This is a genomic window from Dermabacter sp. p3-SID358 (assembly GCF_025147465.1).
Lineage (GTDB): Bacteria > Actinomycetota > Actinomycetes > Actinomycetales > Dermabacteraceae > Dermabacter.
Genome location: NZ_JALXOZ010000003.1, coordinates 31,272 through 57,885, shown reverse-complemented (window position 1 = coordinate 57,885; position 26,614 = coordinate 31,272). Strand labels below are relative to the sequence as shown.

Annotated in this window: 24 protein-coding genes and 1 tRNA gene; 17 read left to right on the top strand and 8 right to left on the bottom strand. The window is 63.3% G+C overall.

Features of this window, described 5'->3' with window-relative positions:
- Positions 1-15 precede the first annotated feature (15 nt).
- The 10 genes from M3B90_RS02405 to M3B90_RS02360 all read left to right on the top strand — a co-directional run bounded on the left by M3B90_RS02405 (position 16) and on the right by M3B90_RS02360 (position 9,165).
- The gene (locus M3B90_RS02405) at positions 16-1,539 is read left to right on the top strand and encodes a CCA tRNA nucleotidyltransferase (RefSeq protein WP_259888458.1); all 1,524 of its coding nucleotides are present in this window, start codon (positions 16-18) and stop codon (positions 1,537-1,539) included.
- Positions 1,536-3,941 carry a transglycosylase domain-containing protein gene (locus M3B90_RS02400; protein ID WP_259888457.1) on the top strand — a complete coding sequence of 802 codons (2,406 nt, stop codon included), beginning with the start codon at positions 1,536-1,538 and terminating at the stop codon, positions 3,939-3,941. Before M3B90_RS02405 ends, M3B90_RS02400 begins: the two co-directional genes overlap by 4 nt.
- A 153-nt stretch (positions 3,942-4,094) precedes the next feature.
- Complete coding sequence (gene rpsF / locus M3B90_RS02395) at positions 4,095-4,385, top strand: 30S ribosomal protein S6 (protein ID WP_259888456.1); 291 nt, start codon at positions 4,095-4,097, stop codon at positions 4,383-4,385.
- A gap of 46 nt (positions 4,386-4,431) precedes the next feature.
- Positions 4,432-4,998, top strand: coding sequence for a single-stranded DNA-binding protein (locus M3B90_RS02390; protein WP_259888455.1), 567 nt, complete (start codon positions 4,432-4,434; stop codon positions 4,996-4,998).
- Between the two features lie 87 nt (positions 4,999-5,085).
- A complete protein-coding gene (gene rpsR / locus M3B90_RS02385) occupies positions 5,086-5,322 on the top strand; it encodes a 30S ribosomal protein S18 (protein WP_055090480.1) in 237 nt (78 codons plus the stop codon).
- A 21-nt stretch (positions 5,323-5,343) separates the two neighbouring features.
- A complete protein-coding gene (rplI, locus tag M3B90_RS02380) occupies positions 5,344-5,814 on the top strand; it encodes a 50S ribosomal protein L9 (RefSeq protein ID WP_259888454.1) in 471 nt (156 codons plus the stop codon).
- A gap of 144 nt (positions 5,815-5,958) precedes the next feature.
- Positions 5,959-7,416 carry an amino acid permease gene (locus M3B90_RS02375; RefSeq protein ID WP_259888453.1) on the top strand — a complete coding sequence of 486 codons (1,458 nt, stop codon included), beginning with the start codon at positions 5,959-5,961 and terminating at the stop codon, positions 7,414-7,416.
- Between the two features lie 127 nt (positions 7,417-7,543).
- Complete coding sequence (locus M3B90_RS02370; protein WP_259888452.1) at positions 7,544-8,416, top strand: hypothetical protein; 873 nt, start codon at positions 7,544-7,546, stop codon at positions 8,414-8,416.
- A 121-nt stretch (positions 8,417-8,537) separates the two neighbouring features.
- Positions 8,538-8,621 (top strand) — tRNA-Leu (locus M3B90_RS02365).
- A gap of 76 nt (positions 8,622-8,697) precedes the next feature.
- The gene (locus tag M3B90_RS02360) at positions 8,698-9,165 is read left to right on the top strand and encodes a DUF1992 domain-containing protein (protein WP_259888451.1); all 468 of its coding nucleotides are present in this window, start codon (positions 8,698-8,700) and stop codon (positions 9,163-9,165) included.
- Between the two features lie 77 nt (positions 9,166-9,242).
- Here M3B90_RS02360 and M3B90_RS02355 read toward each other — a convergent pair whose 3' ends face one another.
- A complete protein-coding gene (locus tag M3B90_RS02355; protein WP_259888450.1) occupies positions 9,243-9,857 on the bottom strand; it encodes a DJ-1/PfpI family protein in 615 nt (204 codons plus the stop codon).
- Entirely contained in the window at positions 9,850-10,698 is an 849-nt protein-coding gene (locus M3B90_RS02350; protein ID WP_259888449.1) for a glycoside hydrolase family 25 protein, read from the bottom strand. The genes M3B90_RS02355 and M3B90_RS02350 overlap by 8 nt, the downstream gene beginning before the upstream one ends.
- Positions 10,699-10,784: 86 nt before the next feature.
- Between M3B90_RS02350 and M3B90_RS02345 the strand changes: the two genes are divergently transcribed.
- Entirely contained in the window at positions 10,785-12,260 is a 1,476-nt protein-coding gene (locus M3B90_RS02345; protein WP_259888448.1) for a YdiU family protein, read from the top strand.
- Between the two features lie 19 nt (positions 12,261-12,279).
- On the opposite strand, the gene M3B90_RS02340 is transcribed toward M3B90_RS02345, so the two are convergent.
- The 5 genes from M3B90_RS02340 to M3B90_RS02320 all read right to left on the bottom strand — a co-directional run bounded on the left by M3B90_RS02340 (position 12,280) and on the right by M3B90_RS02320 (position 20,026).
- The gene (locus M3B90_RS02340; RefSeq protein ID WP_259888447.1) at positions 12,280-13,404 is read right to left on the bottom strand and encodes a hypothetical protein; all 1,125 of its coding nucleotides are present in this window, start codon (positions 13,402-13,404) and stop codon (positions 12,280-12,282) included.
- Positions 13,401-14,240 (bottom strand): ammonia-dependent NAD(+) synthetase, encoded by an 840-nt coding sequence (nadE, locus tag M3B90_RS02335; RefSeq protein ID WP_259888446.1) that lies wholly within the window; start codon positions 14,238-14,240, stop codon positions 13,401-13,403. The genes M3B90_RS02340 and nadE overlap by 4 nt, the downstream gene beginning before the upstream one ends.
- Positions 14,241-14,249: 9 nt before the next feature.
- A complete protein-coding gene (locus tag M3B90_RS02330; protein ID WP_259888445.1) occupies positions 14,250-16,226 on the bottom strand; it encodes an HSP90 family protein in 1,977 nt (658 codons plus the stop codon).
- Positions 16,227-16,303: 77 nt separating this feature from the next.
- Positions 16,304-19,369 (bottom strand): YhgE/Pip family protein, encoded by a 3,066-nt coding sequence (locus M3B90_RS02325; RefSeq protein WP_259888444.1) that lies wholly within the window; start codon positions 19,367-19,369, stop codon positions 16,304-16,306.
- Positions 19,370-19,381: 12 nt separating this feature from the next.
- The gene (locus M3B90_RS02320) at positions 19,382-20,026 is read right to left on the bottom strand and encodes a TetR/AcrR family transcriptional regulator (protein ID WP_259888443.1); all 645 of its coding nucleotides are present in this window, start codon (positions 20,024-20,026) and stop codon (positions 19,382-19,384) included.
- A gap of 207 nt (positions 20,027-20,233) precedes the next feature.
- Between M3B90_RS02320 and M3B90_RS02315 the strand changes: the two genes are divergently transcribed.
- Positions 20,234-20,794 (top strand): TetR/AcrR family transcriptional regulator, encoded by a 561-nt coding sequence (locus M3B90_RS02315; protein ID WP_259888442.1) that lies wholly within the window; start codon positions 20,234-20,236, stop codon positions 20,792-20,794.
- Here the strand turns inward: M3B90_RS02315 and M3B90_RS02310 are convergent.
- Entirely contained in the window at positions 20,791-21,471 is a 681-nt protein-coding gene (locus M3B90_RS02310; protein ID WP_259888441.1) for a metal-dependent transcriptional regulator, read from the bottom strand. The genes M3B90_RS02315 and M3B90_RS02310 overlap by 4 nt on opposite strands.
- 130 nt (positions 21,472-21,601) lie before the next feature.
- Here M3B90_RS02310 and M3B90_RS02305 point away from each other — a divergent pair, with 130 nt between their 5' ends.
- Genes M3B90_RS02305 through M3B90_RS02285 form a run of 5 tightly spaced genes read left to right on the top strand, consistent with a single transcriptional unit; the run spans position 21,602 to position 26,593 of the window.
- Positions 21,602-22,189, top strand: a complete 588-nt coding sequence (locus M3B90_RS02305) for a manganese efflux pump MntP family protein (protein WP_259888440.1) — start codon at positions 21,602-21,604, stop codon at positions 22,187-22,189.
- 53 nt (positions 22,190-22,242) lie between these two features.
- Positions 22,243-23,355, top strand: coding sequence for an FUSC family protein (locus M3B90_RS02300; RefSeq protein ID WP_259888439.1), 1,113 nt, complete (start codon positions 22,243-22,245; stop codon positions 23,353-23,355).
- Positions 23,356-23,386: 31 nt separating this feature from the next.
- Positions 23,387-24,289 (top strand): putative selenate ABC transporter substrate-binding protein, encoded by a 903-nt coding sequence (locus tag M3B90_RS02295; RefSeq protein WP_259888438.1) that lies wholly within the window; start codon positions 23,387-23,389, stop codon positions 24,287-24,289.
- The gene (locus M3B90_RS02290; protein WP_259888437.1) at positions 24,273-25,046 is read left to right on the top strand and encodes a phosphonate ABC transporter ATP-binding protein; all 774 of its coding nucleotides are present in this window, start codon (positions 24,273-24,275) and stop codon (positions 25,044-25,046) included. Before M3B90_RS02295 ends, M3B90_RS02290 begins: the two co-directional genes overlap by 17 nt.
- Positions 25,043-26,593, top strand: a complete 1,551-nt coding sequence (locus M3B90_RS02285; protein ID WP_259888436.1) for an ABC transporter permease — start codon at positions 25,043-25,045, stop codon at positions 26,591-26,593. Before M3B90_RS02290 ends, M3B90_RS02285 begins: the two co-directional genes overlap by 4 nt.
- Positions 26,594-26,614: the final 21 nt, after the last annotated feature.

The window sequence follows — 26,614 nt, the reverse complement described above, 5'->3', positions numbered from 1 at the left end:
ACACCAAGGTGAGGAATGACGAACGTGACTAATGGCGACACGCACGCAGCGCACCGCATCGGCATCGACACGGTTCGCATCCGTGCGCGCAGCATGTTTCAGGCGCTTCCCGCCTCGGTCCATGAACTCGGCGAGATGTTCGAGAATGCAGGCGAGGAGCTTGCTCTCGTGGGTGGGCCCGTGCGCGATGCTCTCCTTGGGCGCAGCAGTGACGACCTGGACTTCACGACGTCAGCCAGGCCCGAGGCGACCGAGCGCATTCTTCGCGAGTGGGTCGCCAATCGCGGTGCGATCTGGGACATGGGCCGGGAGTTCGGCACCCTTGGCGCGCAGCTTGATGGCGTCAAGGTCGAGATCACGACCTACCGCACTGAGGAATACGACTCAGATTCACGCAAACCGCAAGTCGCTTACGGCGACACGATTGATGGCGACCTTTCGCGCCGCGACTTCACCGTGAACGCGATGGCCGTGCGCCTTCCTTCCCTCGAGTTCATCGATCCGTACGACGGGCTCGAAGACCTTGCGAACGGACTCCTGCGCACTCCCGTCAGTCCCGAGCAATCCTTCAGCGATGACCCCCTACGCATGATGCGCGCTGTTCGCTTTGCCTCGACTCTCGGTTTCGAGATCGAGAAGGGGACCGCGCGAGCGATCACGGCCCTCGCCGGACGTCTCGGGATCGTGAGCGCCGAGCGAGTGCGTGACGAGCTCGTCAAGCTTATGCTCGGCGAGAATCCGAGGAGCGCCCTCGAACAGATGGTTGACCTTGGTCTTGCCGAGATCGTCCTCCCCGAGCTCCCCGCCATGCGCCTCGAGATCGATGAGCACCACCGGCACAAGGACGTGTACTCACACTCGCTTACTGTTCTCGAACAGGCGATCGATCTTGAAACCGGCCCCGAGGGTCCCGTGCCCGGGCCGGATTTTATTTTGCGCTTTGCAGCTCTCATGCATGACTGCGCGAAGCCCGATACGCGCCGCTACGAGGAGGGAGGGGTTGTGACCTTCCGCTTTCATGAGGTGGTGGGCGCGCGCATGACGAGGGCGCGCATGAAGGCTCTCAAATTCGATAAGGAGACGACGAAAGCGGTCGCCCACCTTGTTGAGCTGCATCTACGCTTCCACGGCTACGCGGATGCCACCTGGACAGACTCGGCGGTGCGCCGCTACGTGACCGACGCGGGAGAGCAGCTTGAACGCCTCCACCGACTTACGCGCGCTGACTGCACGACACGCAACAAGCGCAAGGCTCAGCGTTTGCGCGAAGCCTACGATCACCTCGAAAAGCGCATCGCGGAACTTGCAGAGCAGGAGGAGATTTCGAAGATCCGGCCCGACCTTGACGGCCGCGCCATCATGCGGGTTCTCGACCTGGAGCCGGGCCCCGCCGTTGGCCGGGCCTACGCCTACCTTCTTGATCTGCGCATGGAGGAGGGCCCCCTCGGAGAAGAAGAGGCCGCACAGCGCCTTCAGGAATGGTGGGCGCATAATGGGGCGCACGAAAGCGCTCCTATGACGGGAGGACACTCGCAGTGAGCGACAAAACCCCGAAGGGGACGAGCCGTACCCGTTCCGCTGGGAAGCGAGCCGCGCGCCCCGCGACGACTCCTGCCGCGGCGAGTATTAGCCGCAGCCGCACGAAGCCGCGCTTAGAACACCAGCCGCAGGGCTCGGGCGGCAAGTCCGCGACTCTCACGCAGAAGGGCACGAACAAAAACAAGGTCAAGCCCACGAATCTCCTGAACTACCCGCGTGCCGGGAAAGAGGGATTCTGGCGTTGGTGGCCCTCGTGGCGGCTCCTCTCCCTCGCGTTCATTCTTCTTTTCTTCGCCGGCGTGGGTTTTGGTGCGTGGTTGTATGCAACGACCGAGGTGCCCGAACCCACCGACATCGCCGTTGCCCAAACGACGCGCGTGTACTACTCCGACGGCGAGACCCTGCTGGGCGAGTTCAGCGAGCTCAACCGCACGATTCTTCCCGCCGACGAGATCCCCGATAACGTCAAAGAGGCGGTCGTTGCCTCCGAGGATTCGACGTTCTACGAAAACCGCGGCATCTCTCCGAAGGGGATTCTGCGCGCAGTCATCAACAACGCTTCCGGTGGCCCGCGGCAGGGAGCGTCGACCATCACCCAGCAGTACGTCGAAAACTATTACACGGGCAAGGTCACGTCCTATTCCGGCAAGGTGCGCGAAATGATCATGGCGATCAAGATCGACGAGGAGCTCGACAAGGACGAGATCCTCTCGCGCTATCTCAATACGATCTACTTCGGGCGCTCCGCCTATGGAATTGAGGAAGGCGCACAGGCCTACTTCGGCAAGAGCGCAAGCGAGCTTGATGACGCGGAAGCAGCTCTTCTCGTCGCCGTGATTCCAGCGCCGAGCGCTTACGACCCCGCGAAGAACCCCGAGAAGGCGAAGGCCCTGTGGGAGCGCGTGATCGATCGAGAGGTGAACGAGACGGGTAGCCTCACGAAGGAAGAGGCCGAAAAGCTCACCTTCCCCGAGACGATCGACTTCAAACCGCAAAACTCGATGCGCGGCACGAATGGTTACCTCATGTCGACCGTGCGCCGCGAGCTCGAAGAACGAGGCTTCGACGAGGATGAGATCGCCACGGGCGGTTTCTCGATCGTTTCGACGATCGATAAGCACACCCAGGAGTCGACCGTCGAAGCAATTGACAATCTCCCCGAAGATCGCCCAGAGAACAACCACGTGGGAACCGTGAGCATCGATCCGTCAACGGGTGCGATACGCGCACTCTACGGCGGCAAGGATTACCTCGAACAGCAGCGGAACGACGCGACACAGTCCCGCATGCAGGCGGGATCGACGTTCAAGACGTTCACACTCGTTGCCGCGCTTGAAAACGGGTACGGCCTTCACTCGTACTGGGATGCCTCCTCGCCGAAGACCTTCAAGGGGTGGACGGTCAAAAACTTCGGCGATGCCTCGCGGGGCACGGTCGATCTTTTGACCGCGACCCGCCACTCCTACAACACCCCCTACGCCGCGCTCAATATCGACATGGGGGCCAAAAAGACGCGCGAGGTGGCAGTCGCGATGGGACTCTCGGAAAAGACCCCAGGACTTGATGACAGCCCGAGCAATGTTCTCGGCTCCGCTTCGCCCACGATGCTCGAACTGGCGGGTGCATACTCGACGATCGCCTCTGGCGGAGTTAAGCGCACCCCGCACATCGTGGAGAAGGTCACGAATGCCGACGGCTCGGCACGCTACGCCTACAAGGACGATGGCGAACGCGTTCTCAAGGAGTCAACGGCTACGAACGCAACCGTCGCTTTGCAAGAGCCCACGAGTTCGCGCGGATCGGCGAAGATCGTCGCGCAGAAAATGGACGACCGCCCCGTTGCGGGTAAGACGGGTACGTCGAGCTCGTTCCGTTCAGCAGTGTTCGTGGGCTACACACCTCAGCTCGTGACCGCTGTGGGAATGTTCCAGCCAAGTGCCGACGGCCGCACGGAAGAACAGCTTACTCCGTTCGGTCCGTGGGAAAACATGACCGGAGGCGCTGCTCCCGCGGCCATTTTCGGTGACATCATGACGAGTGCGCTAGACGGCCAAGACAAGGTCGACTTCCCCGACGAAGTCGATGCTGACGGTAAAAAGAAACAAAAACGAAAGAAGAAGCAAACCGAGGCGCCCGCGCCGCGCCGAACTAAGACGCCCAAGGTGACCGAGGAGCCGTCGGAAGACCCCGCCGAAGAGGCTCCGGAGCCCGCGCCCGAAGAGGAGCAGCCGGCACCGCCGGAGGAGCCGCAGCCCAAACCGGAAGAGCCCAAGCCGGAAGAACCTCAGCCGAAGCCCGAAAAGCCTAAGCCTAGCGAGAAGCCGGAGGCGCCGAAGGTACAACCGACGCGCGGCCATGAAAGACCCGTTCAGCCGACCGACAAGCCCCAAGAACCTCAGTAGCGGTGAGGTCTAGGCCACCGTCGGACCCCCTTCCGCGAACCTTGGGGAGCCGCTAGACTTGGGAAGTCTGTGGAAAACCGCAGGCATATGCATGACCCTCCTGCCACGGAAGGACCGTGGCCGCGATAGACCACAGGAGGTGGGGATTTACACATGCGTAAGTACGAAATGGTTGTGATCCTGGACCCGTCGATCGACGAGCGTACCGTGGACACCACTTTTGAGAAGCTCATCAAGGTTGTTCCCGCTGAGGGCGGCACTGTCGACAACACCGACGTGTGGGGCAAGCGTAAGTTCGCCTACGAAATCGACAAGAAGCAGGAAGGCATCTACGTCGTCCTCAACTTCACGTCGAAGCCCGAAACCGCAAAGGAGCTCGACCGCCAGCTCGGCCTCAACGAGGTCGTTCTGCGCACCAAGCTCATGCGTGTCGACGAGAAGTAAACACCACTTCCACTAGCCACACCGCACCATCAGCTGAAGGAGAGTCATGGCGAACGATACCGTCATCACCGTCGTCGGAAACCTGACCGCCGATCCCGAGCTGCGCTTTACGAACTCGGGCGTTCCCGTTGCGTCGTTCACCGTCGCGTCGACCCCCCGTACGTTCGATCGCCAGTCCGGCGAATGGAAAGACGGCGAAGCTCTCTTCTTGCGCTGCTCCATTTGGCGCGATGCAGCCGAGAACGTTGCCGAGTCCCTCACCAAGGGCACCCGCGTGATTGTTCAGGGCCGCCTCCAGCAGCGCTCCTACACCGACCGCGAGGGTAACAACCGCACCTCGATCGAACTTCAGGTTGACGAGATCGGTCCCTCGCTCCGCTATGCAACCGCAAAGCCGACCCGCACTCAGCGCGGCGGCGGAAATTTCGGTGGCGGATTCAACGGTGGCAATGGCGGTGGCGGCAATTACGGTGGCGGCCAGGGCGGTTACTCCAACCAGGGAGGCTACGGCGGGAACCGCGGTGGCAACCAGGGAGCGCCGCAGGGCGGCCAGAACCCCGCCGATGTTGACCCGTGGAGTAACGGCGGCGCCGAAGAGCCCCCGCCCTTCTAAACCACGCCAATCCGCAAACATCATTGACAATATTCATTCCATCCCGGGTCGAAAACCCGGGCTCCCCTCACTCAAAGGAGCACCACGATGGCGAAGCCAGAGCTTCGTAAGCCCAAGAAGAAGCAGAACCCGCTCAAGAGCGCCGGTATCGAGAACATCGACTACAAGGACCCGGCGGTTCTGCGTAAGTTCATTTCGGATCGCGGAAAGATCCGTGCACGCCGCGTGACCGGCGTGAGTGTCCAGGAGCAGCGCAAGATCGCGAAGGCCGTCAAGAACGCTCGCGAGCTCGCACTCCTTCCCTACTCGACCTCCGGTCGCTGAGCCAAGGAAGGATAGAGAAACATGGCTACTACCAAGCTCATCCTCACCAATGAGGTTTCTAAGCTCGGCGGCCCCGGCGATGTCGTCGAGGTCAAGGCTGGCTACGCTCGAAACTACCTCGTGCCCCGCGGCCTTGCCACGCCGTGGACCAAGGGTGCTGAGCGTCAGCTTGAGCAGATGGCCGCCGCAAACTCGAAGCGCGCCGTCGCGTCGCTCGAGGAGGCCCAGGCTCTCCGCGATGTTCTTCAGACCAAGCCGGTTGTCGTGGCCGAGCGCGCGGGTCAGAACGGTCGCCTCTTCGGCGCCGTGACCGCCGCCGAGGTTGCCGAAGCCGTCAAGGCTGGCTTCGATCGCGAGATCGACCGCCGCAAGGTGGAGTTCACCGCACCGATCAAGTCGCTCGGCGAGTACACCGTGACGGTGCGCCTGCACGAAGAGGTTTACGCGAACCTCGTTGTTCAGGTTGTCGCGGCGAAAGGTGCGCGCGCCTGAACGGTATAGCGTAAGCGCTCACGCAAGAGCGCATGAGGAAGCGGCGGGCTTTGGGCCCGCCGCTTTTTCTTGCCGCGGGGCGTTCAACGTTGCCATTGGGTGGTCAAACCCCCGCGACCGGAAGAAATTGCATACATTAATGCAATGACCTCCTCATCCCCTCACTCACCGACCACGCCGGTCGATCCTCACGAGGGCGGGCACCTCAGCCGCTCCCTCACTCACCGCCAAATGGCGATGATCGCGATGGGCTCCGCTCTTGGTACCGGCCTTTTCCTCGGCTCGGGCGACGCGATTGCCGTCGCGGGGCCCGCTGTGATTATCAGTTTTGCGATTGGTTCGGCGATTGCCATGACGATCGCTCTCGCCATGGGCGAGATGGCTTCGCGCCACCCCGTTCAGGGCGGCTTCGGAACACTCGCCGCGCGCTACCTTTCCCCGTTTTGGGGCTACCTCGTGCGGTGGCTCTACTGGATCGTGACGGTCGGCGTGACCGCTGCCGAGCTTTACGCGTGCAGCCTCTATCTGCAGTTTTGGGCACCCGCCCTTCCCCAGTGGGCGAGTGTCGCGATTCTCGGGGCGATCGTTGTGGCAATAAACGTCGTGAGCGTCAAGAGCTTCGGAACGATCGAGTTTTGGCTTTCGAGTGTCAAGGTCATCGCGGTTGTGGTGTTCATTCTCGTGGGCCTCTGTCTGGTTCTTTTCGGCCTTCCCGGGACCCCGGCGGCGGGGTTCTCGAACTGGACGAGGGACGGCGGTTTTATGCCGTTTGGGTTCAAGGGCGTGTGGGTGTCGATGGCGCTCGTGATGTTCTCGTTCGGTGGTATCGAAATGCTGTCGATATCCGCGGCCGAGGCGAAGGATCCCGCGCGTTCGATCCGCACGGCGGCACAGTCCACAGTGATTCGGTTGAGCTTCTTTTACGTCGTGGCGATCGGCATCATCGTTGCCCTTGTTCCGTGGAAGGAGGCCTCGGGCGCCTCGGGTGACGTGCGCCTATCGCCCTTCGTCATGGTGTTTCACGAGCTCGGGATTCCTGCGGCGGCCGGTCTCACCAATCTCATTGTCGTGATCACAGCACTCTCGGCCGCGAATGCCAACGTGTACGCAGGTTCGCGCTTTCTTCATTCACTTGCGGCCGACTCCCTCGCGCCACGCGTGCTCGAGCGTACGACGAGTCGCGGTATCCCTCTTCCCGGCATCATCGTGCACGCGTGCGGCATTCTGCTTGTCGTGGTTCTCGCGATGACCGGCATTGGCGGTCTTTTTCCGCTCATCATGTCGACCGTGATCTTCTCGGCGGTCATCGTGTGGGTGCTCATCCTCGTGACCTACGTGGTCTACCACCGCACGCGCGATGGGCGCGAGCTGTTCCGCATGCCCGGCGGCGTCGCGACGGCATGCGCGGGAGTCGTGGGGCTTCTTTTCGTGTTCTCGACCGTGTTCGCAGTCGAGCGTATGCAGATGGCGGCGCTCGTGGGTATCCCCTTCGTCATTGCTGTGACTCTCGCGTATGCGCTCGTGTTCCGTCACCGCATCAGCGTTGAGGCGATCGAGGCGAGTTTCGCTGAAGCCGAGAAGGCGCAGTCGACGATCTCTTAGCCTCGTCGCCGAGCGCGTAGGTCCTTTCACAACATCGACACTTTGCCGAGTCTTTACTTTTGATGCCGGGCGGGGGAGGATGTCTACGCATGAACTTCCCTCGTGCCGATGTCTAAAGGAGATATCCATGTCGATGAGGACCACGTTCCGCGGCGCCTCAGCCGCCCTCGCAGCCGCCCTCGTACTTGCTTCGTGTAGCGCAACGGGTGGTGAGGACGCGAAGCCCACCGAGATCCCCAGCGCCGCACCGGAAACGACGACGGCAAGCCCCACTCCGCTCCCCACAACCGAGCCGAGCTCGGAGGCGAGTGAGGAGTCCACCGAGAGCGCCGAGGCGAGCGAGTCACCGAGCAGTGAACAGAGTGAGAAGCCTTCGGCCGAATCCGGAGGGGATGTCACATCCGCCCCTGCCATGATTGCTCACCTCACGAGTGATGATGACCCCGAGATCGGCGATTTTCCCGTCAAGAAGGATGTGATCGCCAAAGCGATCACGGGCGTGATTCCCGATGAAGGCTCGGCAAGCGTCGAATGCGATGGAGACGTGGACATCACGGCCGGCAAACCGAAGACCCACTGCACCGTGAAGGGCGAAGGCACAACTACCGAGGCCTACGTGTACGGAACGTTCTCGAGCGTGCAAGGCACCGGCCTCCTCGTCAGTTTCGAGAACGACTTTGACCCCTCGCTTACCTCGACTCTGACCGAAGCCGGCACCGAAGTGTTTGCCTACGGTGCGGGCGGCATGTGGGCGGCCGACGCGCCGGTCGATGGCGCAAACGTTTCGGAAAAAGCGCTCAAGGCCACCGAGGCGTTCGAGATGCCGGTGTCGAAGTTCGAATGTGCGGGCGAAGTGTTTATTCCGGAAGGCCGCAACTCGCAGGTATGCCCGGTCGAGGCCGAATGGGGCAAGAGCGAGGCGACCGTGATCGCGGCAACGATCCTCAACGCGCAGGAATCGGGCGTGCTCGTTGTTCTCCCGACCCCCGCGGATGGCTAACGTACCCACCCGTGGCGTTGCCCACCAGGCCCTCTCCTTGATTCGCGCACGCGTGAGGGTGGGGTTATATTAGGGAGCGCTTCGATGTCGGTGTGCATTGAAACCTGGTGTCGAAGTGCTTGCGCAAGTGGCGGAATTGGTAGACGCGCACGGTTCAGGTCCGTGTGCCTTTGCGGGCGTGGGGGTTCAAGTCCCCCCTTGCGCACCCAGTGCGGGCCCCTCCTTCGGGAGGGGCTTTCGCGTATCTGCCAATGGTTCAACGAGCGAGAGGTAGGGAGGCAATGAGCGAGGAATCTTGCGCGGATGAGCACCAGAACGCCTGGCTCGGCGCTGTGGGGGAGGGCGCGGGTTATGTTCCGACGGCTGCCGACCTTGCCGCCGCTTCCGGCGTTTTCGACAATCTCGCCCTCGCGGGCACGAAGCTTGAGCTGCCGGAGGTGCACGATCCCGATTGGTGGATCAAGTCGCGCATCGCCTCGGGAGAGTTCGATCGCGAGGCGCTCTTGCCCTCCGTCGTGGTGTTGCGCAAGGAGCACGATGCGCTTGCCGACACCGTGCGCGCGCTCCCGTCAGCGCAGGCCGTGCGCGAGTGCGTTGAGGACTATAACGCTCGAGCGCGCCGGGAGAACGGCGAGGCTGTGCGCGAGGTGGGGCGGCGCTCCGGAACGGGCGGCGAGGCCCCGCTCCTTGCTCCTCTCGCGGATGTTGAAGAATGGATCGCCCTCTGGCATCGCACACACCACTCTTGAGGGTGGAGACAACGGTGTGACCGACCCCGATCGAGGGAATGCCCACCCTCTTTTCTCCACCCTCAGGGCGCTTGAGGTCAGGAAAGAGGTGAAGTCGCGGCGAAGGGATCGTGGCTTGCCTCGGTGTGGGCCGTGTATTCGGCCTTCGCAAGCGCCTCGTCGCGCGCCTCGGTGCCGAGAAGCGAGGCAATGAGCGCGGCCGTCATGTCCATGCCCGCGGCCACGCCCGAGGACGTCCAGCGGTCGCGATCCTCAACCCAGCGAGCCTTGGGTTGCCAGGCGACCGTCGTACCGAACGTGCGTGTCCACTCAAACGCGACCTTGTTGCCCGTTGCCCTGTACCCTTCGAGCAGACCCGCCTTGGCGAGGAGCGCGGATCCGGTGCACACGGATGTGACGAGCCGCGCCCTCGCGCCGACGGCGCTGAGCCACGAAATGAACGATTCATCATCGACGAGAGCTCGTGTTCCGGGCCCGCCGGGGACGAGAAGTATGTCGATATCGCGGCTCGAGAGATCCGCGTAGGAGAGCGTGCTTTCGACGCGCATACTTTGGGCGCTCCGCACGAGCCCCGCGGAGGGCCCCACGAACTCGAGTTCGATGCCGTTGGCGTGACTCAAGAGCTCGACTGGGCCGAATACATCGAGCACTTCAAATCCCTCGAAAAGGACGACACTGACGCGCCTATTCATCGATCACGCCTGACCTTTCTCCCGTGAGGTATTTCGGCCGAATCACATCGATGTCGACCTTCGTGGAAATTCCGTCAACCTTCCCACCGAAACTGAGCTGCCACACCGCCCAATCCTCCTGAGCGGGCCGTTTGGGATGGGAGAACTGCCAAGCCGGCCGGCCCTCGGCATGCGGAAGGTCGTAGTGCATGCGCCACTCCTTGCTCGAATAGAGCACGAGCTTGCGACCCCAAGCCTTTTCCACGATCTTCACGAAATCCTCCACCTCGGCGTTGGCGTGCTCGGCTTCCGGTCGCTTTTCGCACGCGCCATCAAATTCGAGATCGAGAGCGGGTGGGAGCGCACCCGTATCCGGAGGCGCGGTCTTCAGGAAATCGCGCGCCTGATCCGCACCGGGGGAGCACAGCGTGAAGTAGTGGTAGGCCCCCGGAGTGACGCCGGCCGTCAAGGCGCCTTTCCAGTTCTCGGCGAATTTCGGGTCGGTGTAGCCCGAGCCCTCCGTCGCCTTGATGTACGCGAAACTCACGCCGGAATCGGCAACATCGCCCCAATGAATCGTCTTCTGGTGGGAGGAGACATCGATGCCGATGCTCTCCCCTTCGGCAAGCTCAACTCCGCGCGGCAGGTTCGTGAGCGCGGGGGCGTCGGGGGGAGTTGCGGGAATCTCCATCACGCGGGTTTTCACGGGCGCGGCGGCATTCGTGCGCGAGTGAGGCGGTTGCCCGGCCGCAATCGTGTTCACGAGCGTGGCAATCGAGACGAGCGCAAAGCACGCGGTGAACATGGCGACGATCGCTTTGTATTGGCGCCGATAGACTTCGGCGCGAGAAAAGCGGGGCATACCGAAAGTGTAGTGGGGCAGCGCACACAGCGGTGGGTGCGACGCTTGGTGGGCAGCCGTCGGAAGGGAACTAGTACCGTGGTGGCGTGCCCTCTCAATTCCCGCCTCTCACCACTCGATTCGCAGGCGAGTTTCCGGATCTCGTGCGCGAGTGTGCACCCGACATCCCCGCGGGCGTGCGCGTGGGGGCGGTGAATGCTCCGCTCGCGCGAGAGTTCGGCATTGACAAGGGCGCGGAGCACACGGCTCTCGAGCAACTAACTCGCAGCTTTGCGAGCGTTGAGGTTGCGCACGCGATGGCGTATTCGGGCCACCAGTTCGGCACGTTTTCACCCGTGCTCGGCGACGGCCGAGCGCACCTCATGGGCGAGCTGACCTGCAGTGACGGCAGGGTTGTTGATGTTCACCTCAAGGGCAGTGGGCGCACCCCTTTCTCGCGCCCGGGCTCGGACGGCAAGGCGCCGCTCAGCGCGATGTATCGCGAGTACCTCGTCTCGGAGGGGCTGAGGGCGCTCGGCATTCCCGCAAGTCGCGCCCTCGCGATCCTCGAAACGGGGGAGCGGATCAGGCGCCGCGCCCCCGAGCCTGAACCCGCGGGAATTCTCGTGCGCACGGCAGCGAGCCACGTGCGCGTGGGCACCTTCCAGTTCGCGAGGATCGCCGGAGACCAGGGTGCGATCGAGCCGGAAACGCGAGAAAGGCTCGTGCGATTCGCGCTCGAGCGGCACTACCCGGGTTGGGACGAGGGACCGGGCGACTCCCCGGCCCCTGCCCTCGCCCTCCTTCGCGGCGTCGCCTCGCGCCAAGCCCGGCTTGTCGCGCAGTGGATGGGCGTGGGATTCGTGCACGGCGTGCTCAACACCGACAACGTGAGCGTTGCCGGCGAGTCGATCGATTTCGGGCCGTGCGCCTTCCTCGACCGATACGAGAGCGCGGCGTGTTTCAGTTCGATTGACACGGGTGGGCGCTATGCCTATGGGCAGCAGGCGGCGATCACGCAGTGGAACATCGCGCGTTTTGCGGATTCCCTTCTCGACCTGATCGACCCGGATCCCGAGCGTGCGGTCGAGGAGGCGAGCGCAGTGCTGAGCGAATTCGCCGAAGAGTACCGCGCGGCGTTCACGCGCGTGTTCGCGAGGAAGCTCGGGATCGGCGGCGATCCGGGCACGGAAGTAGAGCAATTCGTTGCGCGCATGCTCGAAGCGCTCGAGCGCGAGGAGGGTGACTTTACGCTCCTCTTTAGGGCTCTCACCGAAGGCCGGGAACTTGAAGGGGAGTTCGCCGCCGGGGGTGCGTGGCGCGCCGAACTCGAGGAGTTTCGCGCACGCGCGGGAACTGATCCCGAGCACGCCGAAGCGCTCATGCGGGAAGCGAACCCGATCTATATTCCGCGCAACCACCACGTCGAGCAGGCGCTTCGCGAGGTGGAGCGTGGTGAGACGGCGAGATTCGAGCGGCTCCTCGAGGCGATTCGCGAGCCCTTTACGCGCCGCGAGGGGTTCGACGATCTCGAGAGCCCGCCGCCGAACGCGCGCTATTTCACGAGTTTCTGCGGCACGTGAGCAGGGAGCGAGAGCGTGCTCAGCCGCCGAGTTCGAACTCGAAACGCTCAAGGGGAGTTGTGCCGGCGTTCTCGAGCGATTCAACGCGATCGCTCGTGTCATCGCGCTTATCGAACGCCGCGGCAAGCGGGCGGGCCTCGGCGCGAGCCGATTCAATGAACCCCTCGATGGTCGTGGCTTCGCCGCGCACGCCCTCGATGTCGATTGCGCCGTAGCCCTCGCGCGAGAGCTCGCTCGCGACCACGACGAGCTGCTTGAGTGCCGCGAGAGAGGAGCTCGGGGGGAGCCCCTCGTGGCGCACGTTGGGCAAGTGCCTCACGAAAAGCATTGCTGCCGTGCGAGGATTGCCCGTCGCGAGAAGGAAAAGCATGTGGTCGATCTGGTGGCTCAGATGCATGGGGGAGGACATGATGAGCGGATACGCAAACTCCGCGAGGGCCGCGGCCTCGGGAAGCCTCCCGGCGCGCGCGAGAGGGAAGAGCGCCTCCGAGACGATCGACTGGGGCTCCTCGGCGCATTCGTAGCCGTTCTCGAGAATCTCATCCACGAGGCGAAGGCCCGCTTCCTCGTTGTTCTCCATTTGCCACAGGATCGTGGCCTCCTGGGCCCTCGCGCATGCGTCGCAGTTCGAATATTCATCGGGTGGGGCGGCCTTGATGCGCGCGAGCACGTCGCGGGCCTCGTCCGTCCTCCCCGTTTCGAGTGCCAACGAAAGCTCAGCCCACAGGATTCCCGCTTCGCCCGCTCCCTCGCGGCGATAGGCGGCGCGCATCATGTCGAGCGCGGAGCGCACCTGGGCGAGTGAATACTGCGGGTAGCTGAGGAGCATGACTGTAAGCCACTTGTACCACCACAGGAGGTCAACATCGGGTTGGCTCTCGATCGGGCGCGTGGGATAGCGCACCGGATCGGAATCGTGCATGTGCGCGCACCACAGGAACAGAGTGAGCTGCTCGGTCGCCTCCGCCGCTTGGAAGGCGAAGCCGACGAGCCGCATGCGGATCTCGTACAGGGCGCGTTTATCGCCCGATTCTTCTGCGAGCCGCTCGGCACGCTTGCCGATCTCCCACCGCTCCCGATGCGGCATCGGCGCGGGGGAGTCGAACCGCCGCGTGAGGCTTTCGAAGGTCTCCGTTTCGCTCATCGTGACTCCGCGGCGCCTTTCCACCACGTATCGGTGATCGTCACGGGGGTCGTGCGCTTGTGTCGCGAAGCGAGGTAGCGACGCTCGATGTTCTCGGCGGCGGCCTCGGGAATCTCGCGGCCCTCGAGGTAGTCGTCGATGTCGTCGTAGCTCACGCCGAGCTCGTCCTCATCGGTGCGGCCGGGATTGCCGTCGAGAAGATCGGCAGTGGGAACCTTCTGCCACAGCGGCTCAGGAGCGCCGAGATGCGCAAGAAGCGAGCGAATTTGGCGCTTGTTGAGGCCGAAGAGCGGGAGAATATCCGCGCCGCCATCGCCGAACTTGGTGAAGAAGCCGACCGTGGATTCGGCGCCGTGATCCGTGCCGATCACGAGGAGTCCCTCGTCGCCGCCAATCGCGTACTGGGCGACCATGCGCAGGCGCGCCTTGATGTTGCCCGCGTTGAAGTCGCTCGTTTCGTGTCCAGAGGCGGAGGCGAACTCCGCGCGAAGCGAATCCGTCGCGCCCTTGATGTTGATGGTCATCTCGCGATCCGCACCGATCCAGTTCATCGCTGCTGCCGCATCAGCTTCATCGTGCTGGACGCCGTGGGGAAGGCGCACGGCAACGAAGTGGGCATCGCCCCCTTCACGTCGCACTTTCTCGACGGCGAGTTGCGCGAGTCGACCCGCGAGCGTTGAATCCACACCGCCACTAATGCCAAGCACGAAACCGTTCGTGCCGGTCGAGCGCATGTACTCGGCGAGGAAAGCGACGCGGCGCTCGACTTCCTCGGCAGGGTCGATGTGGGGCTTCACGCCCATCTCGTTGACGATTACGTGTTGAATCTCGCGCATGATCCCAGCCTAGCTTTCGCTGCCTTCCTCCCCGTCGAAAAAGTCTTCGACCCTGAGGTCGCGCCGCATGAGATTCGTGGAGAGCGCGAGCATGTCCGAAAGCGACTCGTTCAGGATTGCGCGATCCGCCGGCCGGAGCGGGTTATGTCCCGCGAGCATCGCTTGCACGTACACGAGCCGAACCGTTCGCGAGGCCACGACCTGATCATCGGAGTCGATTCCCGCGAGCATCTTCACGAGGGGGCTGTTCCAGTTGAGCACAAGCGTTGCGAGGGTGGGAAGGCCCGCCTCGGGGCTTTCCGACGCTTGCTCGGGTCCAGTCCCGGCCGTGACTTCACGCATGAGGTCGCCCCAAAAGCCACTCGTGGATTCTTCGAGACGCCGAAGCTCCATGCTCCGCAGGACATCGGGGTCGACGACATACAGCGCCGGGACATCCTCGGGCGTGAACGCGCGCACCTGAACGTCGCAGTCAAGCCCGAAGAGAGCGGTCTCCCCGAGGGCCCGCACTCGCTCTGCTCCTTCGGCTTCGGGGCCAAGTACGGCACCGAATTGCGCGATCACATCGCCGAGCGTGACCGGGGCGGCGCTCGCGGAAGGCATTGCCTCCCCGAGCATTCGCATGAGGTCCTTTTCGTACACGTAGCCCGCGTTGACGACGACCTGGTCGCTCGGGATCACGCCCGCGAGCTGGCGGAATTCCTCGGTCGTTTCGGCGTAGCGCACGCGTGGATTGGCCGCGACAATCTCGCTTACGAGCATGCGGCCCTGGTTCGTTTCGAACGTGAAATGAGGAAGAACGATGCGGGCGAGTTCGGTGTCATGAACGGCGAGGGAGCGCAGCGCGAGGTCGTGAATCGCGAGGAAGCGCTGGAGGCCACGCGGATCGTTTTCGGCGAGAGTGAGAATCCACGTGCGCAAACTCGAGGCGATCGCGCGCTTCGTGACCGCGAGCGCTTCATCGCTCACGAAGCCTTCGCGCGAGGCGGTGGGGGTGAGGCCCGTGGAGTCGAGAACGACCCGAACGAAGAACGCCCATTCGGGAAGAAGATCCGGGAGGGATTCGGAGACGAGGAGACCGCCCATGTAGGCCCGCGTGGCCTGCTTCGCCCCGGGCGAAGGGGAGGCGGGGAGCACGAACGCGGTGCCGCTCGTGCCGGTTTCGGGAACAGAGATGTCGATGATGTCGAGCGGCTCGGCGCCGATGAGCTCCGTGCCGTATTCACTGAGATGCTCGAGGTCCCGCTCGAGGGCCCATGCGTGGAGGTCATCCACGCTGCCCTCCTCGGGGGTATCCGCGCTCGAGGGGAGAGTATTCGGCGAGAGGTGGCGCGTGAAAAAGGGCGTGCGGTTCACGAAACGCTCTGCTCCCCGGGGCCCGCACACCTCGAGCGTGACGGGCAGGAACTCGGCGAACGTGGTCGCGAGCTCCCAGATGCGCGCATACGACGTAAGCTCGCGTGCCTCCGGACGCGGCGTGAGGCGCACTCGAGTGCCCACCTCGACCTGCGCTCCCGATGCCCCCTCGAGGGCCTCGAGCGTGAACGTGCCGTCGCTTCGGCCGACCCAGCGGCTCGCTTCCCCGACCCCGGCGGGGCGAGTCTCCACAATGATCTCGTCGCTCACCATGAAGCAGCTCAGCAGGCCGATGCCGAATTGGCCGAGCCGATCCGTGCGGGGGAGATCGAAGATGTCCCGCTTGCTCGACTGCCCGACGGTCGAGAGGAGTTCCGCCATGTCCTCGCGGTGCATCCCGGCGCCGTTATCGCTCACGACAAGCTCACTCGAATCGGGGCCGACGGGCGTGATGCGGATGCGAGCTTCCTCGAGGGTGAGCGTGCCCATCTCGATGCGAGTCATGACTGCATCGCGCGCATTCTGGATAAGTTCGCGAAGGAACACGCTCGGGCGCGAGTAGATGTGCGTACTCAGAAGTTCGACGACCGCGTGGAGATTGACCTGAAACGGCTGGGAGGGAAGCGTCATGCCTCGATCCTACGGAAACAGGCGGTCCTTAGCAGGCGTCGGCCTTTCAATTGTGTATAACTCGCGCCCGGCGCTGATCAGGCTTCCTTTTCGGGCCCCGAATCACCAGAGTTTTCAACGTCCGCAGACCCTTCGGATTCCTCGGGATCCGGAGCGCCTTCGGTGTCTTCGGGGTCATGAGCATCTTCGGCATCTTCCGGCGACTCGGTTTCACCCGCATTCTCTGCACCCTCGGCATCCACGTCCTCTGCCAAATCCCCAAAGGGGAAGAAACCGTCGGACTCCTCCGGCCCTTCGGCACTTTCGGGAGCCTCGCCAGCGTGCGCATCATCGATCTCCGCACTCTCGGCACGGTCCTCAAACTTCTTCTTGAGAATCTCGACCCGGCGCTTCGCGCGGATGCCGAACAGCAGCATCACGAGGGCGACAACAGAGTACGCGACCATGACCCAGATGAGATGGGCGAAGTTGATCTCGCCACCCGCGATCGCGACCCTCAGTGCGTTCACGACCGACGTGAAGGGCAAGTACGGGCTGATGATCTGGAAGAACTCCGGAGTCGTCTCAATCGGGTACGTAGCGCCCGCCGACGCGAGCTGAAGCACCGTGAAGATGAGCGACATGAAGCGCCCCACGGGGCCAAAGCACGCGACGAGTGCCTGGTTGAGAGCCATGAACGTGAGCGAGGCGATGAACGAAATAAGGAACGCCTGGCCAAGACGCATCATGTCGATCCCCACGAGGAAGTGCACGGTCGAAACCATGAGCACCGACTGAAGCACGCTCACCAAGGCACTCGGAAGGTAGCTCGCGAGGGCGACCATTGCGGCAGGCATGTTGCTGCCCACGCGGCGACCGCTCAGAGCCGGGAACACCAGGAAGAACGCGAGCGCGCCGATCCATAGCGAAAGCGTCATGAAGTACGGGCCAAGGCCGTAGCCGTAGCTTTCAACTTCGTGCAGGCGGTGCTTCGACAGGTCTACCTGCTGAGAGGCAACGCTCGCGAGATGATCCTTCTCAGACGTGGAGTAATTCGGCACCTGCTCGACGCCGTCGGCAAGGCCGTCGTGGAGCTCATTCGCGCCGTCATTGAGTTTGCCGAGGCCGCCGCCGAGTTCGGTCGCGCCGTCATTGAGTTTGCCGAGGCCATCGTTGAGCTTCACGGCGCCGTCATTGAGTTTTATGGAGCCGTCGTGGAGCTTCACGGCGCCATCGTTGAGCTTGCCGATGCCGCCATCGAGCTTTATGGCGCCGTCCTGAAGCTTGCCTGCGCCGGTTGTGAGGTCACTCGAGCCCGTCGCGAGGCGCTGTGCGCCGTCGTTGAGTTTTCCGCTCGCGGCGTCGAGCTTCGAGGCGCCGTCGGCGAGGGTCGAAGCGCCCGCGTACGCGGTGCCCGTTCCGTCCTTGAGCTGGCTCGTGCCATCCGCCAAACGACCCGTGCCGTTTGTCAGGTCGCCTGCACCATTCGAGAGCTTCCCGAGGCCGCTATCGAGCGTATTCGCGCCAGTCGCGAGCTGGTTGATGCCGTCAACGAGTTCGTTTGACTTTGCGTCGAGCTCGCCCACGCCCTCGTCGAGCTTCTTGAACTTGTCCGCGACTTCGCGGGACTTCGCGGCCGCGCGGTCGAACAGCGCGGGAAGTTCGTTGACTTTGTCGTCAAGCGCATGCGCGGCAGCGTCGAGGGGAACGATGATCTTGAGGTCGAGGTCGCTCACGCCGGCGTTGATCTTTCGGGAGCGCTCCGCTATCTGATCGGCGCCGTCCTTGAGGCCGTCGATCATGAGCTTTTGCTGCTCGGGATCCATCTCGTCCCAGTGTTCTTGAATGTCGGCGAGCGATTCCGCGTAGTCTTCGGTGCCCTCGACGTCTTCGACCGTGAGTTTCTTGAGTTCCACGGCCTCGTCGTGAGCGCCGCGGGTCTTGTCTTTCACCTCGTGGAGGTGATCTACGATCTCGGGTCCGCGATTGCTCAGATCTTGCGTGCGTTCGGCGATGAGCTCGGAGCCATCGGCGAGAGCTGCGGAGCCTTTCTTGAGCTCCGCGACAGCTCCGGGGAGGATCGAAGTCTTCGAGTTCAGTTCGTTCAAGCCCTCGGCAAGTTTCGCGGAGCCACCCTGGGCGTCCGTGAGGCCGTCACGCAGGCGAATCGCGCCGTTGTTGACCTGCGAGGCACCGTCGGAAAGTTGACCCGCGGCCGAATCCAGCCGGCCCACGCCGTTCGCGAGATCGCCTGCGCCAACCGCGGCGCGCCCCGTCGCATCCTTGAGCTGAGTTGTGCCATTCGCGAGGGTGTTCGCGCCGTTCGCGAGGGTGACGGTGCCGTCCTTGAGGTCGCCGAGACCCACGACGAGCCTGCCGGAGCCGTCCTTCGCGGTCGTGGTGCCGTCGGCAAGCTGGGCAGTGCCGTCCTTCGCTGCAGCCGTTCCGTCCACGAGCTGACCGGAACCATCCTTCGCGTTCGCAGTGCCGTCGGCGAGCTTGTCGGCGCCGTCTTTTGCGTCAGAAGAGCCGTCGGCGAGCTGCCCGGCGCCGTCCTCGGCATCCGAGAGCGAGTCGTGCATATCGTTGAAGCCCGCGTAGATGTTGTGGAGGTACTCGTCGCTCACCTTTTCGTTGAGCGAATCCGTGACCTTCGTGAGGATGCTCTGGGCGAGGTTGCCCGAGATCATATTTTTCGCGTCGTTGGTCGTGATCGAGAGTTCGGCTTTCGCGGCCGTCGAGGGGTCGTCGTTACCAACGGAAGCGACGTTCGTGCTGAAGTTTTCGGGGATCCGCAAAATCGCGTAGATCTCGCCGTCTTCGAGGGCCTTTTGGGCCTCATCCTCGGACATCTCGGTCCAGTCGAGGTTGTTGTTCGAGGTCGAGTCGAGAAGCTCGTCGGTGAGCTCGTCGCCGACCTCGAGATCGGGGTCGGTGTTGCCCTTATCGAGGTTCACGACGGCCGCGGGCACCTGGTGGAGCCGGTTGATGGGGTCGACGTTTGACCACGTGAGCAGTGCGGCATACACAAGCGGGACGAGCGATACGCCGATCACGAGGATCATGACGCGGATGATGGAAAGGCTGTTTCCCGAGTTTCGAAGGCGTCGCGCGAGGGAGTTGCTCTTGGCCTTGTGCGAGGCGTGCCTGGTGGCTTGTGACATGAAACGTTCTCCTTAGGCGGCCTTGAGGCCTGTTGCGGCCGCGAGGAAGGTGGTTGTCGTTTCGACCATCGCGGTAACCGGAAGGTCGTCGCGGAGGTCTTTCATGGCTTGCGAGATGAGGCCCGCAGAGAGGAATTCGGCGTATCGGGCCGCGCGCGGTCCCGTGAGGCGGGTGAGAGCATCGCGTAGGGTGACGAAGCCGAGCATGCGCCCCGCGAGGAAGCGTGTGAGCTCACTTTCGGCGGCGCGGCCGCTAGGGCCGTCGAGGACGGCGAGGTAGAAAGTGCGGTTTTCGCTGAGGTGCGTGAAGAGCGCCGTGAAGTTTTCGGCGGCAAAGCGGGTCCAGGTGTCGGGGTTCTTAGTTGCGTTGGAGGAGTCCGACGCCTGCTTGGGGAGCATCGCGAATGCTTCTTCGAGGCGCTCCATGGCCGCCGCGTGCATGAGTGTGGGGATGTCCCCGAAGTGCTGGTAGAACGTGGGTCGGCTCGCGCCGGCACGTCGCACGAGTTCGGAGACGCTCGGTGGCTGCGGGTCGTCGTCGAGGGCGTCGATCATGACGCGAATGAGCGATTCGCGCGATTTTTGGGCGCGCGGATCGAGCGGGGATTCCTCGCTGTGATGGGCGAGTGCCCGCCGTGCGGCATACAGGACAGACATGGTGCCTCGACTCTGCTCTCTCTTACAGGTGTCAGTTTTTTGGCCGGATCAAAACTAAACCAGTGATTTACAGATGTAAAGAGGGCTTGCTTACGTGTGTAAGAAATGTGCCATACCTCTCGAATGGTCACCATTGGCCCCAGATGGTCGTGACCGTTGTTATTTTGAAAAGGAATCCCCTCACCGCTGACCCCGCCCCTAGGACCCATGCCCAGAACTAGCAAGAAAGAGTTCGCCCTCAAGGTGGCCTACCACCTCGTCACCGAATGCGGTGGCGTGGACGGTCTCACGTTCGACTCGCTTGCGGAAGCCTCAGGGATGTCGAAGTCGGGTCTTATCTACCACTTTCCCTCGCGCCACGAGCTGCTCGTGGAGCTTCATCGGTACGCCGCGCACCAGTGGGAGCGAGAACTCCTTCGCGTGAGCGAAGGTAGAGCGCCTCAGGATCTTACGCCCGCCGAGCGCGAGCGCGCCCTCGTGAGCGCCGTCGAACGCGAAGAACCTCTCGCCGAAATCCTGCTCAACATTCACTCCCTGAGCCATCGTGATTACGAGAAGGGTTGGGATGAGGTCGATGAACGCTGGCTTATGAACCCGAGCGAAGATGTTGAGAGCGACGAGGATCTTGACCGCCTCGAGGACCATGTCCTGAGTGCGGGCTTGTGGGTCTACAACCATTTGAGCGGGCGCCCGCTTTCCGAAGCCAACCGGGCAAAACTCGTCGCGCGCTTGATCGAGCGTGGGAAGGCGCGCGAAAAGCGTTCTTAATCGTTGAGCGTTTTCGCTCTGATCGCCCCGGCGATCTGTGCGCTCAGCTCGACTTGCTCGTTCCCGATCTCGACACTCATGAGGCCAGTTGAATTGAGCTTCTCGAGAATCGTGATGTGCGCCCCGGGCGAGAGCGCGCGCTTCGCGCAATAGCGCAGGATGTCCGGGTTTTCATCGGAAACTCTCGAGATGACGACTCGTTCCCCATTCCCGCATCGCGCGAGGGGGATCCCGGGCGAAGGCGCATCGTGGATGTCGCAAGGAATGGGATCCCCGTGTGGGTCGACCTCGGGATGCCCGAGCATGTCGTCCATGCGAGCGATGATCCGGTCACTCGTCGCGTGTTCGAGCTTGTCAGCTTCTTCATGAACCTCGTCCCAGGCGAGCCCCATGTGTTCCACCAGAAAAGTTTCGAGGATGCGGTGGCGCCGCACGACCTCGCGCGCGACTCTTTCGCCCTCATCGGTGAGGGTAATCGCTCCGTAGGGTCGATAGTCGATGAGGCCCTCGGCGGCAAGGCGCTTGAGCTGCGCCGACACGGTGGAAAGTGAGACGCCGAGTGCGGCGGCGATTGCGCTCGTGGCGGGCGTGTGCCCGTCATCTGGCCATTCGCTCGCCTTCCAAATTACGGCGAGGTAGTCCTCGGTGACCCTCGTGGGTTCCGACGTGACGTTCATGCGGGGCGAGCCTCTCGTGCGCGGTCGACGAAGGGCCCTAGGGCCCGCCTCAAGAATCGCCCGCGAGGGAAAGTCCGTCAAATTGTTTGGAGGTCCTCACTTTCGTTTTCCTCTAGACACACCGTGCGTGGTGGCGAAAGAGTTGGAAAACGTGGATATATTCGCCATCCTGCTCGTAAGCCTCGGCCTTGCCGCTGACGCCTTTGCCGCCGCCCTCACGCAAGGCGTGCAAATGCGGCAGTTTTCCTCTCGAGCAGCGGTACTCATCGCGGTCGTGTTCGGGGCGTTTCAAGGCCTCATGCCTGTTCTTGGGTGGGCGCTCGCGTCGCAGTTCTTGACGATTCTCGCCCCCATCGATCACTGGATCGCCTTCGCGCTCCTCGCTCTTATTGGCGCCCACATGATCCGCGAGGCCTTTGCGCCCGAGGAGAGCGCTTCAGAAGGCGAGGAGTTTGTTTTCGATCTCAAAAAGATCCTCCTTTTGGGCATCGGCACGAGTATCGACGCCGCCGCGATCGGCGTGTCCTTTGCGATGCTTGCCGTCAACATCGTTCAGGCCGCGCTCGTGATCGCCCTCGTCACGTTCGGGCTCTCGTTGCTTGCGGTCATCATCGGCCACCGGGTGGGTGCTCGCTTCCGCAAACCCGCCGCAATCGCCGGTGGTGCGGTGCTCATCGCTCTCGGCGCAAAGATTCTCATCGAGCACCTCGCGACGTGAGTTGTCACCGGTGTTGATGCGCACGAACACGGGATGGTTTTATCCTGAGATACGTGCCTGAACCTCACGTTTCTCGTCACCGCCGGACTTTTCTGCACGCGATTCCGGTTGAGGCGAAGGCGCACGTGGGAAATAGTGCCCGCACCTTGGTGACGCTGGGCGAAGCGCGAGGCGAATTCGTCCCCGCGGTGCGCATCTCGTTTTCAGTAGCGGTTCCCCTCGTGCTCCTTCTTCTTTTGGGGCGGCTCGATCTTTCCCTTTTCGCGTCATTCGGCACCTTCAGCTCGCTGTACGGCAGATTCGTTCCCACCCGCGAGCGCGTGCGGCAACAGGCCATTGCGGGAGGTGCCCTGGTGGCATGCGAGCTTTTTGCCACCGCCGCGCGGCATGCGGGGGCTGTGGTTCCAACGCTTCCTCGGGGCTGGCTCGTGGTCATCGTCGGCACAATCGTGGCTGCCCTCACGTCGGGTCTCGTTCCCCGGTTCGGTTTGCGCCCGCGGGGCGTGTTGTTTTTTGTTTTTGCCTCGACCGCGATCGCGACGAGCCCGGCGCTTTTTCCCCTGTGGGTTCCGCTCGTGATCGGCGGGGGGAGCGTCGTGGTGTCCGTGGCGTTCAGCGCGCTCTTTCACGTTCTCGGGGAGGCCAACGAGGGTCGTCCGGTTCCCGCGCCCGCACGGGTTTCCGTCGCGGACTACGTGCAGGATGCGGGGCGCTTTTCCTCGGCGGCTCTGATTGCGGGAAGCATCTCGACCGCGCTCATGATCCCCTCGCCGTATTGGGCGCAAGTGGCCGCAGTCGCCCCACTCTCCGAGACTCGCCGCATGGGGCAGGTCAATCGAGCCCTCCATCGCGTCGTGGGCACCGTTCTTGGCGTCGTGATCGCGGCGTTTCTCATGTCTTTTCCGAGCGAGCCGTGGCAAACCGTCGTGTGGATCGTCGTCATGCAGTTCCTCGCGGAAATGTTCGTCACGCGTAACTATTCCCTTGGGCTGGTGTTCGTGACTCCGCTCGCGCTGCTCATGGTGCATCTCGCGAATCCGGAGCGGAACTACGAAATGCTCGTTCCCCGCATCGTGGAAACGACGATCGGCGCTGCCGTGGGAATCGTCGTCGTGGTCGTTGGTCTCCTCGTCGAGCGCTGGTGGTCGTCCCGTAGGATGGCGTAACACCCTTTCCCCTGCACACAAGGAGATTTCTATGGTTACGCGACGCCGGGTAATCCAGGCCGCCGCCGCATTTCCCGCTCTTTCTCTTCTCGCCGCGTGCGGATCGTCCTCCGATGACTCCGCGCGCCCGTTTCGCGTGAGCGCGATCCCGGATCAGGATCCGGACATCCTCACCGAGCGTGAGGAAGCATTCGCCGAGTACCTTGCGAAGAAGCTCGAGCGCGAGGTCGAGTACGTTGCCGTTCCCGACTACTCCGCTTCGGTCGCACAGCTCGGCACGGGCGATCTCGACCTCGTGTTTTACGGCGGTCTCACGGGTGTGCAGGCACGCAAGCAGAACCCGGATGTCACGATCATCGGCCAGCGTGACATCGACGAGAAGTTCACGAGCATCTTCATCGCGAGTAAGGATTCGGGAATCGAGCCCGTGAGCGATGTTTCGGGCCTCTCGGCATTCGCCGGTAAGCGCTTCACGTTCGGTTCGGAGACCTCAACTTCGGGTCGCCTCATGCCATCGTCGTTCCTTTCCGAGGCTGGCGTCGACGAGGGCGACCTCGCGGGCGAGCCGGGCTTCTCCGGCTCGCACGATAAAACCATCGAGCTCGTCCAGGCAGGAACCTACGAGGGTGGCGCCGTGAACTCGCAAGTATGGAAGAGCCGGATCGAAGAGGGCACGATCGACACCGACAAGGTGATCGCCGTTCTTGAGACCCCCACGTTCCACGACTACCACTGGATCCTTCGCGAGGAAGCCGAAAAGGACTTCGGCGAAGGCTTCGCGAAGGAGCTCAAGGACGTTCTCTTCGCGATGCACGAAGACGAGGACGGCAAGGCCGTGCTCGAGCTCTACAAGGCCGGAAGCATCATCGACGCGAAACCGGAGGACTACGCGCGCATCGAGGAAGCAGCCGAGAAACTTGACCTCCTCGGCTAGCGTGACGAGCCGCGTCGATGCCGCGGTGCGCCTCGATGACGTCGAGGTGCGCTTTGGTGAACGCCGCGCTCTCGCCGGGAGCCTTACCGTGGCTCCCGGCGAGCGGGTCGCGCTCATCGGTCCGAGTGGGGCGGGTAAGAGCACACTCCTCCGCTTGTGCACGGCGGCTGTGAGCCCCAGTTCCGGGACGGTTTATGTCGCGGGCAAGAATCTCGCCGAGCTTTCGAGCCGGGAACTGCGAATCGCGCGCGCCGGAATCGGCACTGTCCACCAGAAACTCCACCTCGTTGAGCCGCTCTCGGCTCTCCACAACGTTCTTGCGGGCAACCTTGGACGCTGGGGAAACGCCCGCGCGCTCACCTCGCTCGTCTTTCCACGCGAGCGCGAGGTTGCCGAGGGCGCCATGCGTGAGCTTGGCATCGCTCACCTCGCTTCGACCCGCACGGGGCTCCTTTCCGGAGGAGAACAGCAGCGTGTCGCGCTCGCCCGTATTCTCGTGCAGCGGCCCGAACTGATCCTTGCCGATGAGCCGATCGCCGCACTCGACCCTGCGCGTGCACGCGAGGTCATGGCGATCCTCTCGCGCGTCGTCGATTCGACGGGCGCCGCGCTCCTCGTGAGCCTTCACGATCCCAAGGTGGCGATCGACTTCGCCGACCGCATCGTGGGCCTGCGCGCGGGAAAGATCGAGTTCGATCTTCCCGCGGGCCATGTGGATCTCGAGCGCACGCGTGCTCTCTACAGGATCGACGCATGACTAAAGCGCGGAGCGCGCGGTGGTGGAGTATGGCCGCTATCGCGGCCGTTCTCGTTTCCGTCGTGAGCGTCATGCCGGGCGTCGCCCTGGCACCTGGGGGAGTTCCGACGCTTGCCCGGTTCTGGCTCGCGGCTTTTTCGCCGGACCTGGGCCTTACCTATATTTCGCGCATCCTCGAGGCGACACTGACGACACTCGCGTTCTCCGTGCTCGGCACGCTCCTCGCGGTCGCGATCGGCTTTGTCGGCGGCGTGCTCATGAGCGAAGGCTGGTGGCGATCTCGCGGGGGATGGATGACGGCGCGTCTCGCGTTCGCACTCCCGCGTGGAGTCCACGAAACCGTGTGGGCAGTCGTGCTTTTGCTCGTGCTCGGAAGAGACCCACTCGTGGGCGTTCTCGCGATTGGCATCCCGTTCGGAGCGATCACCGCGAAGGTCTACGCGGAGATCATCGACGAAACACCAACGGGGCCTTCGGATGCACTTCGCCTCGCGGGTGCGGGCAAAGTCGCGGCGTTCGCGTATGGCACGCTTCCGCGCGTGTGGAGGGACTTCGTGGCCTACGCCTTCTATCGACTCGACTGTGCGCTGCGCGCTGCGGTGATCCTTGGCATGCTTGGCGTGGGCGGGCTTGGTTTTGAGCTTTCCACGGCCTTCCAGGGCCTCGCGTTCGGACGCATGTGGACCGTGATGTACGCGCTTCTCATCGTGGGACTCGCGTGCGAATGGTGGAGCCGGAACCTTCGCGATCCTTCACGCCGATTCATGGCCTGCTCGTCGATTGCGATCGCGGCGCTCACCGTTCTTTCGGCGTTCCACTTGCGCGTGAGCATCCTTGAGCTCGACCTCCCACGGATCGCCGAACGCGCAGCTCGGGTCGTGCAGAAAGCCATTCCGCCCACGCTTCCCTCGACTCTCCCGCAACTTCTCGTGGACTCGGCGCTCACGCTCACGATGTCGATCGCGGCGATTGCCGTGGCCTCCCTCCTCGGCGGGGTCATGGCCTTCATCGCCACGCCGCCGCCCGTCACGCCCGAAGGCGCTCGCGGCCCGCGTCGGCTCGCTCGCGAAGCTCTCGGCTTTCTCGCGCGAGCGATTCTTTTGCTCGTGCGCGTGACCTCGCCGCCCGTGTGGGCGCTGCTCCTGCTCTTCTTGCTTTTCCCTGGGCCTCTGCCCGGCGCCCTCGCGCTCGGTATTTACAACGCGGGCGTGCTCGGGAGGCTCTACGCGGAGTCCCTTGAAACGGTTGATCGCCGGCCCTCACTCGCCCTGCGCCATGCAGGCGCAAGCCGAGTGGCAGAGGCCACGTACGGGGTGCTTCCCCTGATCAAGGGCCGATTTGCCGCCTATAGCCTCTACCGGTGGGAGGTGACGATTCGCGAGAGCGTCGTGGTTGGTGTTGTTGGCGCGGGCGGTCTTGGCCGCGTACTCGAGGCCGAGCGCACGGCCTTCGACTATTCTTCGATGCTCACCGTGGTCATCGCGCTCCTCGTGCTCTCGATCCTCGTGGACCTCGTGAGCGCCGCGGCAAGAAAAGCCTGGAGGTAGGGCGGGAAACCGTCGGAGTGA

Excerpts from the sequence above, each read along its gene's own strand:
- M3B90_RS02405 (WP_259888458.1), top strand. The coding sequence starts at position 16 with ATGACGAACGTGACTAATGGCGACACGCACGCAGCGCACCGCATCGGC.
- rpsF (WP_259888456.1), top strand. The coding sequence starts at position 4,095 with ATGCGTAAGTACGAAATGGTTGTGATCCTGGACCCGTCGATCGACGAG.
- M3B90_RS02390 (WP_259888455.1), top strand. The coding sequence starts at position 4,432 with ATGGCGAACGATACCGTCATCACCGTCGTCGGAAACCTGACCGCCGAT.
- rpsR (WP_055090480.1), top strand. The coding sequence starts at position 5,086 with ATGGCGAAGCCAGAGCTTCGTAAGCCCAAGAAGAAGCAGAACCCGCTC.
- rplI (WP_259888454.1), top strand. The coding sequence starts at position 5,344 with ATGGCTACTACCAAGCTCATCCTCACCAATGAGGTTTCTAAGCTCGGC.
- M3B90_RS02375 (WP_259888453.1), top strand. The coding sequence starts at position 5,959 with ATGACCTCCTCATCCCCTCACTCACCGACCACGCCGGTCGATCCTCAC.
- M3B90_RS02370 (WP_259888452.1), top strand. The coding sequence starts at position 7,544 with ATGTCGATGAGGACCACGTTCCGCGGCGCCTCAGCCGCCCTCGCAGCC.
- M3B90_RS02360 (WP_259888451.1), top strand. The coding sequence starts at position 8,698 with ATGAGCGAGGAATCTTGCGCGGATGAGCACCAGAACGCCTGGCTCGGC.
- M3B90_RS02355 (WP_259888450.1), bottom strand. The coding sequence starts at position 9,857 with ATGAATAGGCGCGTCAGTGTCGTCCTTTTCGAGGGATTTGAAGTGCTC.
- M3B90_RS02350 (WP_259888449.1), bottom strand. The coding sequence starts at position 10,698 with ATGCCCCGCTTTTCTCGCGCCGAAGTCTATCGGCGCCAATACAAAGCG.
- M3B90_RS02340 (WP_259888447.1), bottom strand. The coding sequence starts at position 13,404 with ATGAGCGAAACGGAGACCTTCGAAAGCCTCACGCGGCGGTTCGACTCC.
- nadE (WP_259888446.1), bottom strand. The coding sequence starts at position 14,240 with ATGCGCGAGATTCAACACGTAATCGTCAACGAGATGGGCGTGAAGCCC.
- M3B90_RS02330 (WP_259888445.1), bottom strand. The coding sequence starts at position 16,226 with ATGACGCTTCCCTCCCAGCCGTTTCAGGTCAATCTCCACGCGGTCGTC.
- M3B90_RS02325 (WP_259888444.1), bottom strand. The coding sequence starts at position 19,369 with ATGTCACAAGCCACCAGGCACGCCTCGCACAAGGCCAAGAGCAACTCC.
- M3B90_RS02320 (WP_259888443.1), bottom strand. The coding sequence starts at position 20,026 with ATGTCTGTCCTGTATGCCGCACGGCGGGCACTCGCCCATCACAGCGAG.
- M3B90_RS02315 (WP_259888442.1), top strand. The coding sequence starts at position 20,234 with ATGCCCAGAACTAGCAAGAAAGAGTTCGCCCTCAAGGTGGCCTACCAC.
- M3B90_RS02310 (WP_259888441.1), bottom strand. The coding sequence starts at position 21,471 with ATGAACGTCACGTCGGAACCCACGAGGGTCACCGAGGACTACCTCGCC.
- M3B90_RS02295 (WP_259888438.1), top strand. The coding sequence starts at position 23,387 with ATGGTTACGCGACGCCGGGTAATCCAGGCCGCCGCCGCATTTCCCGCT.
- M3B90_RS02285 (WP_259888436.1), top strand. The coding sequence starts at position 25,043 with ATGACTAAAGCGCGGAGCGCGCGGTGGTGGAGTATGGCCGCTATCGCG.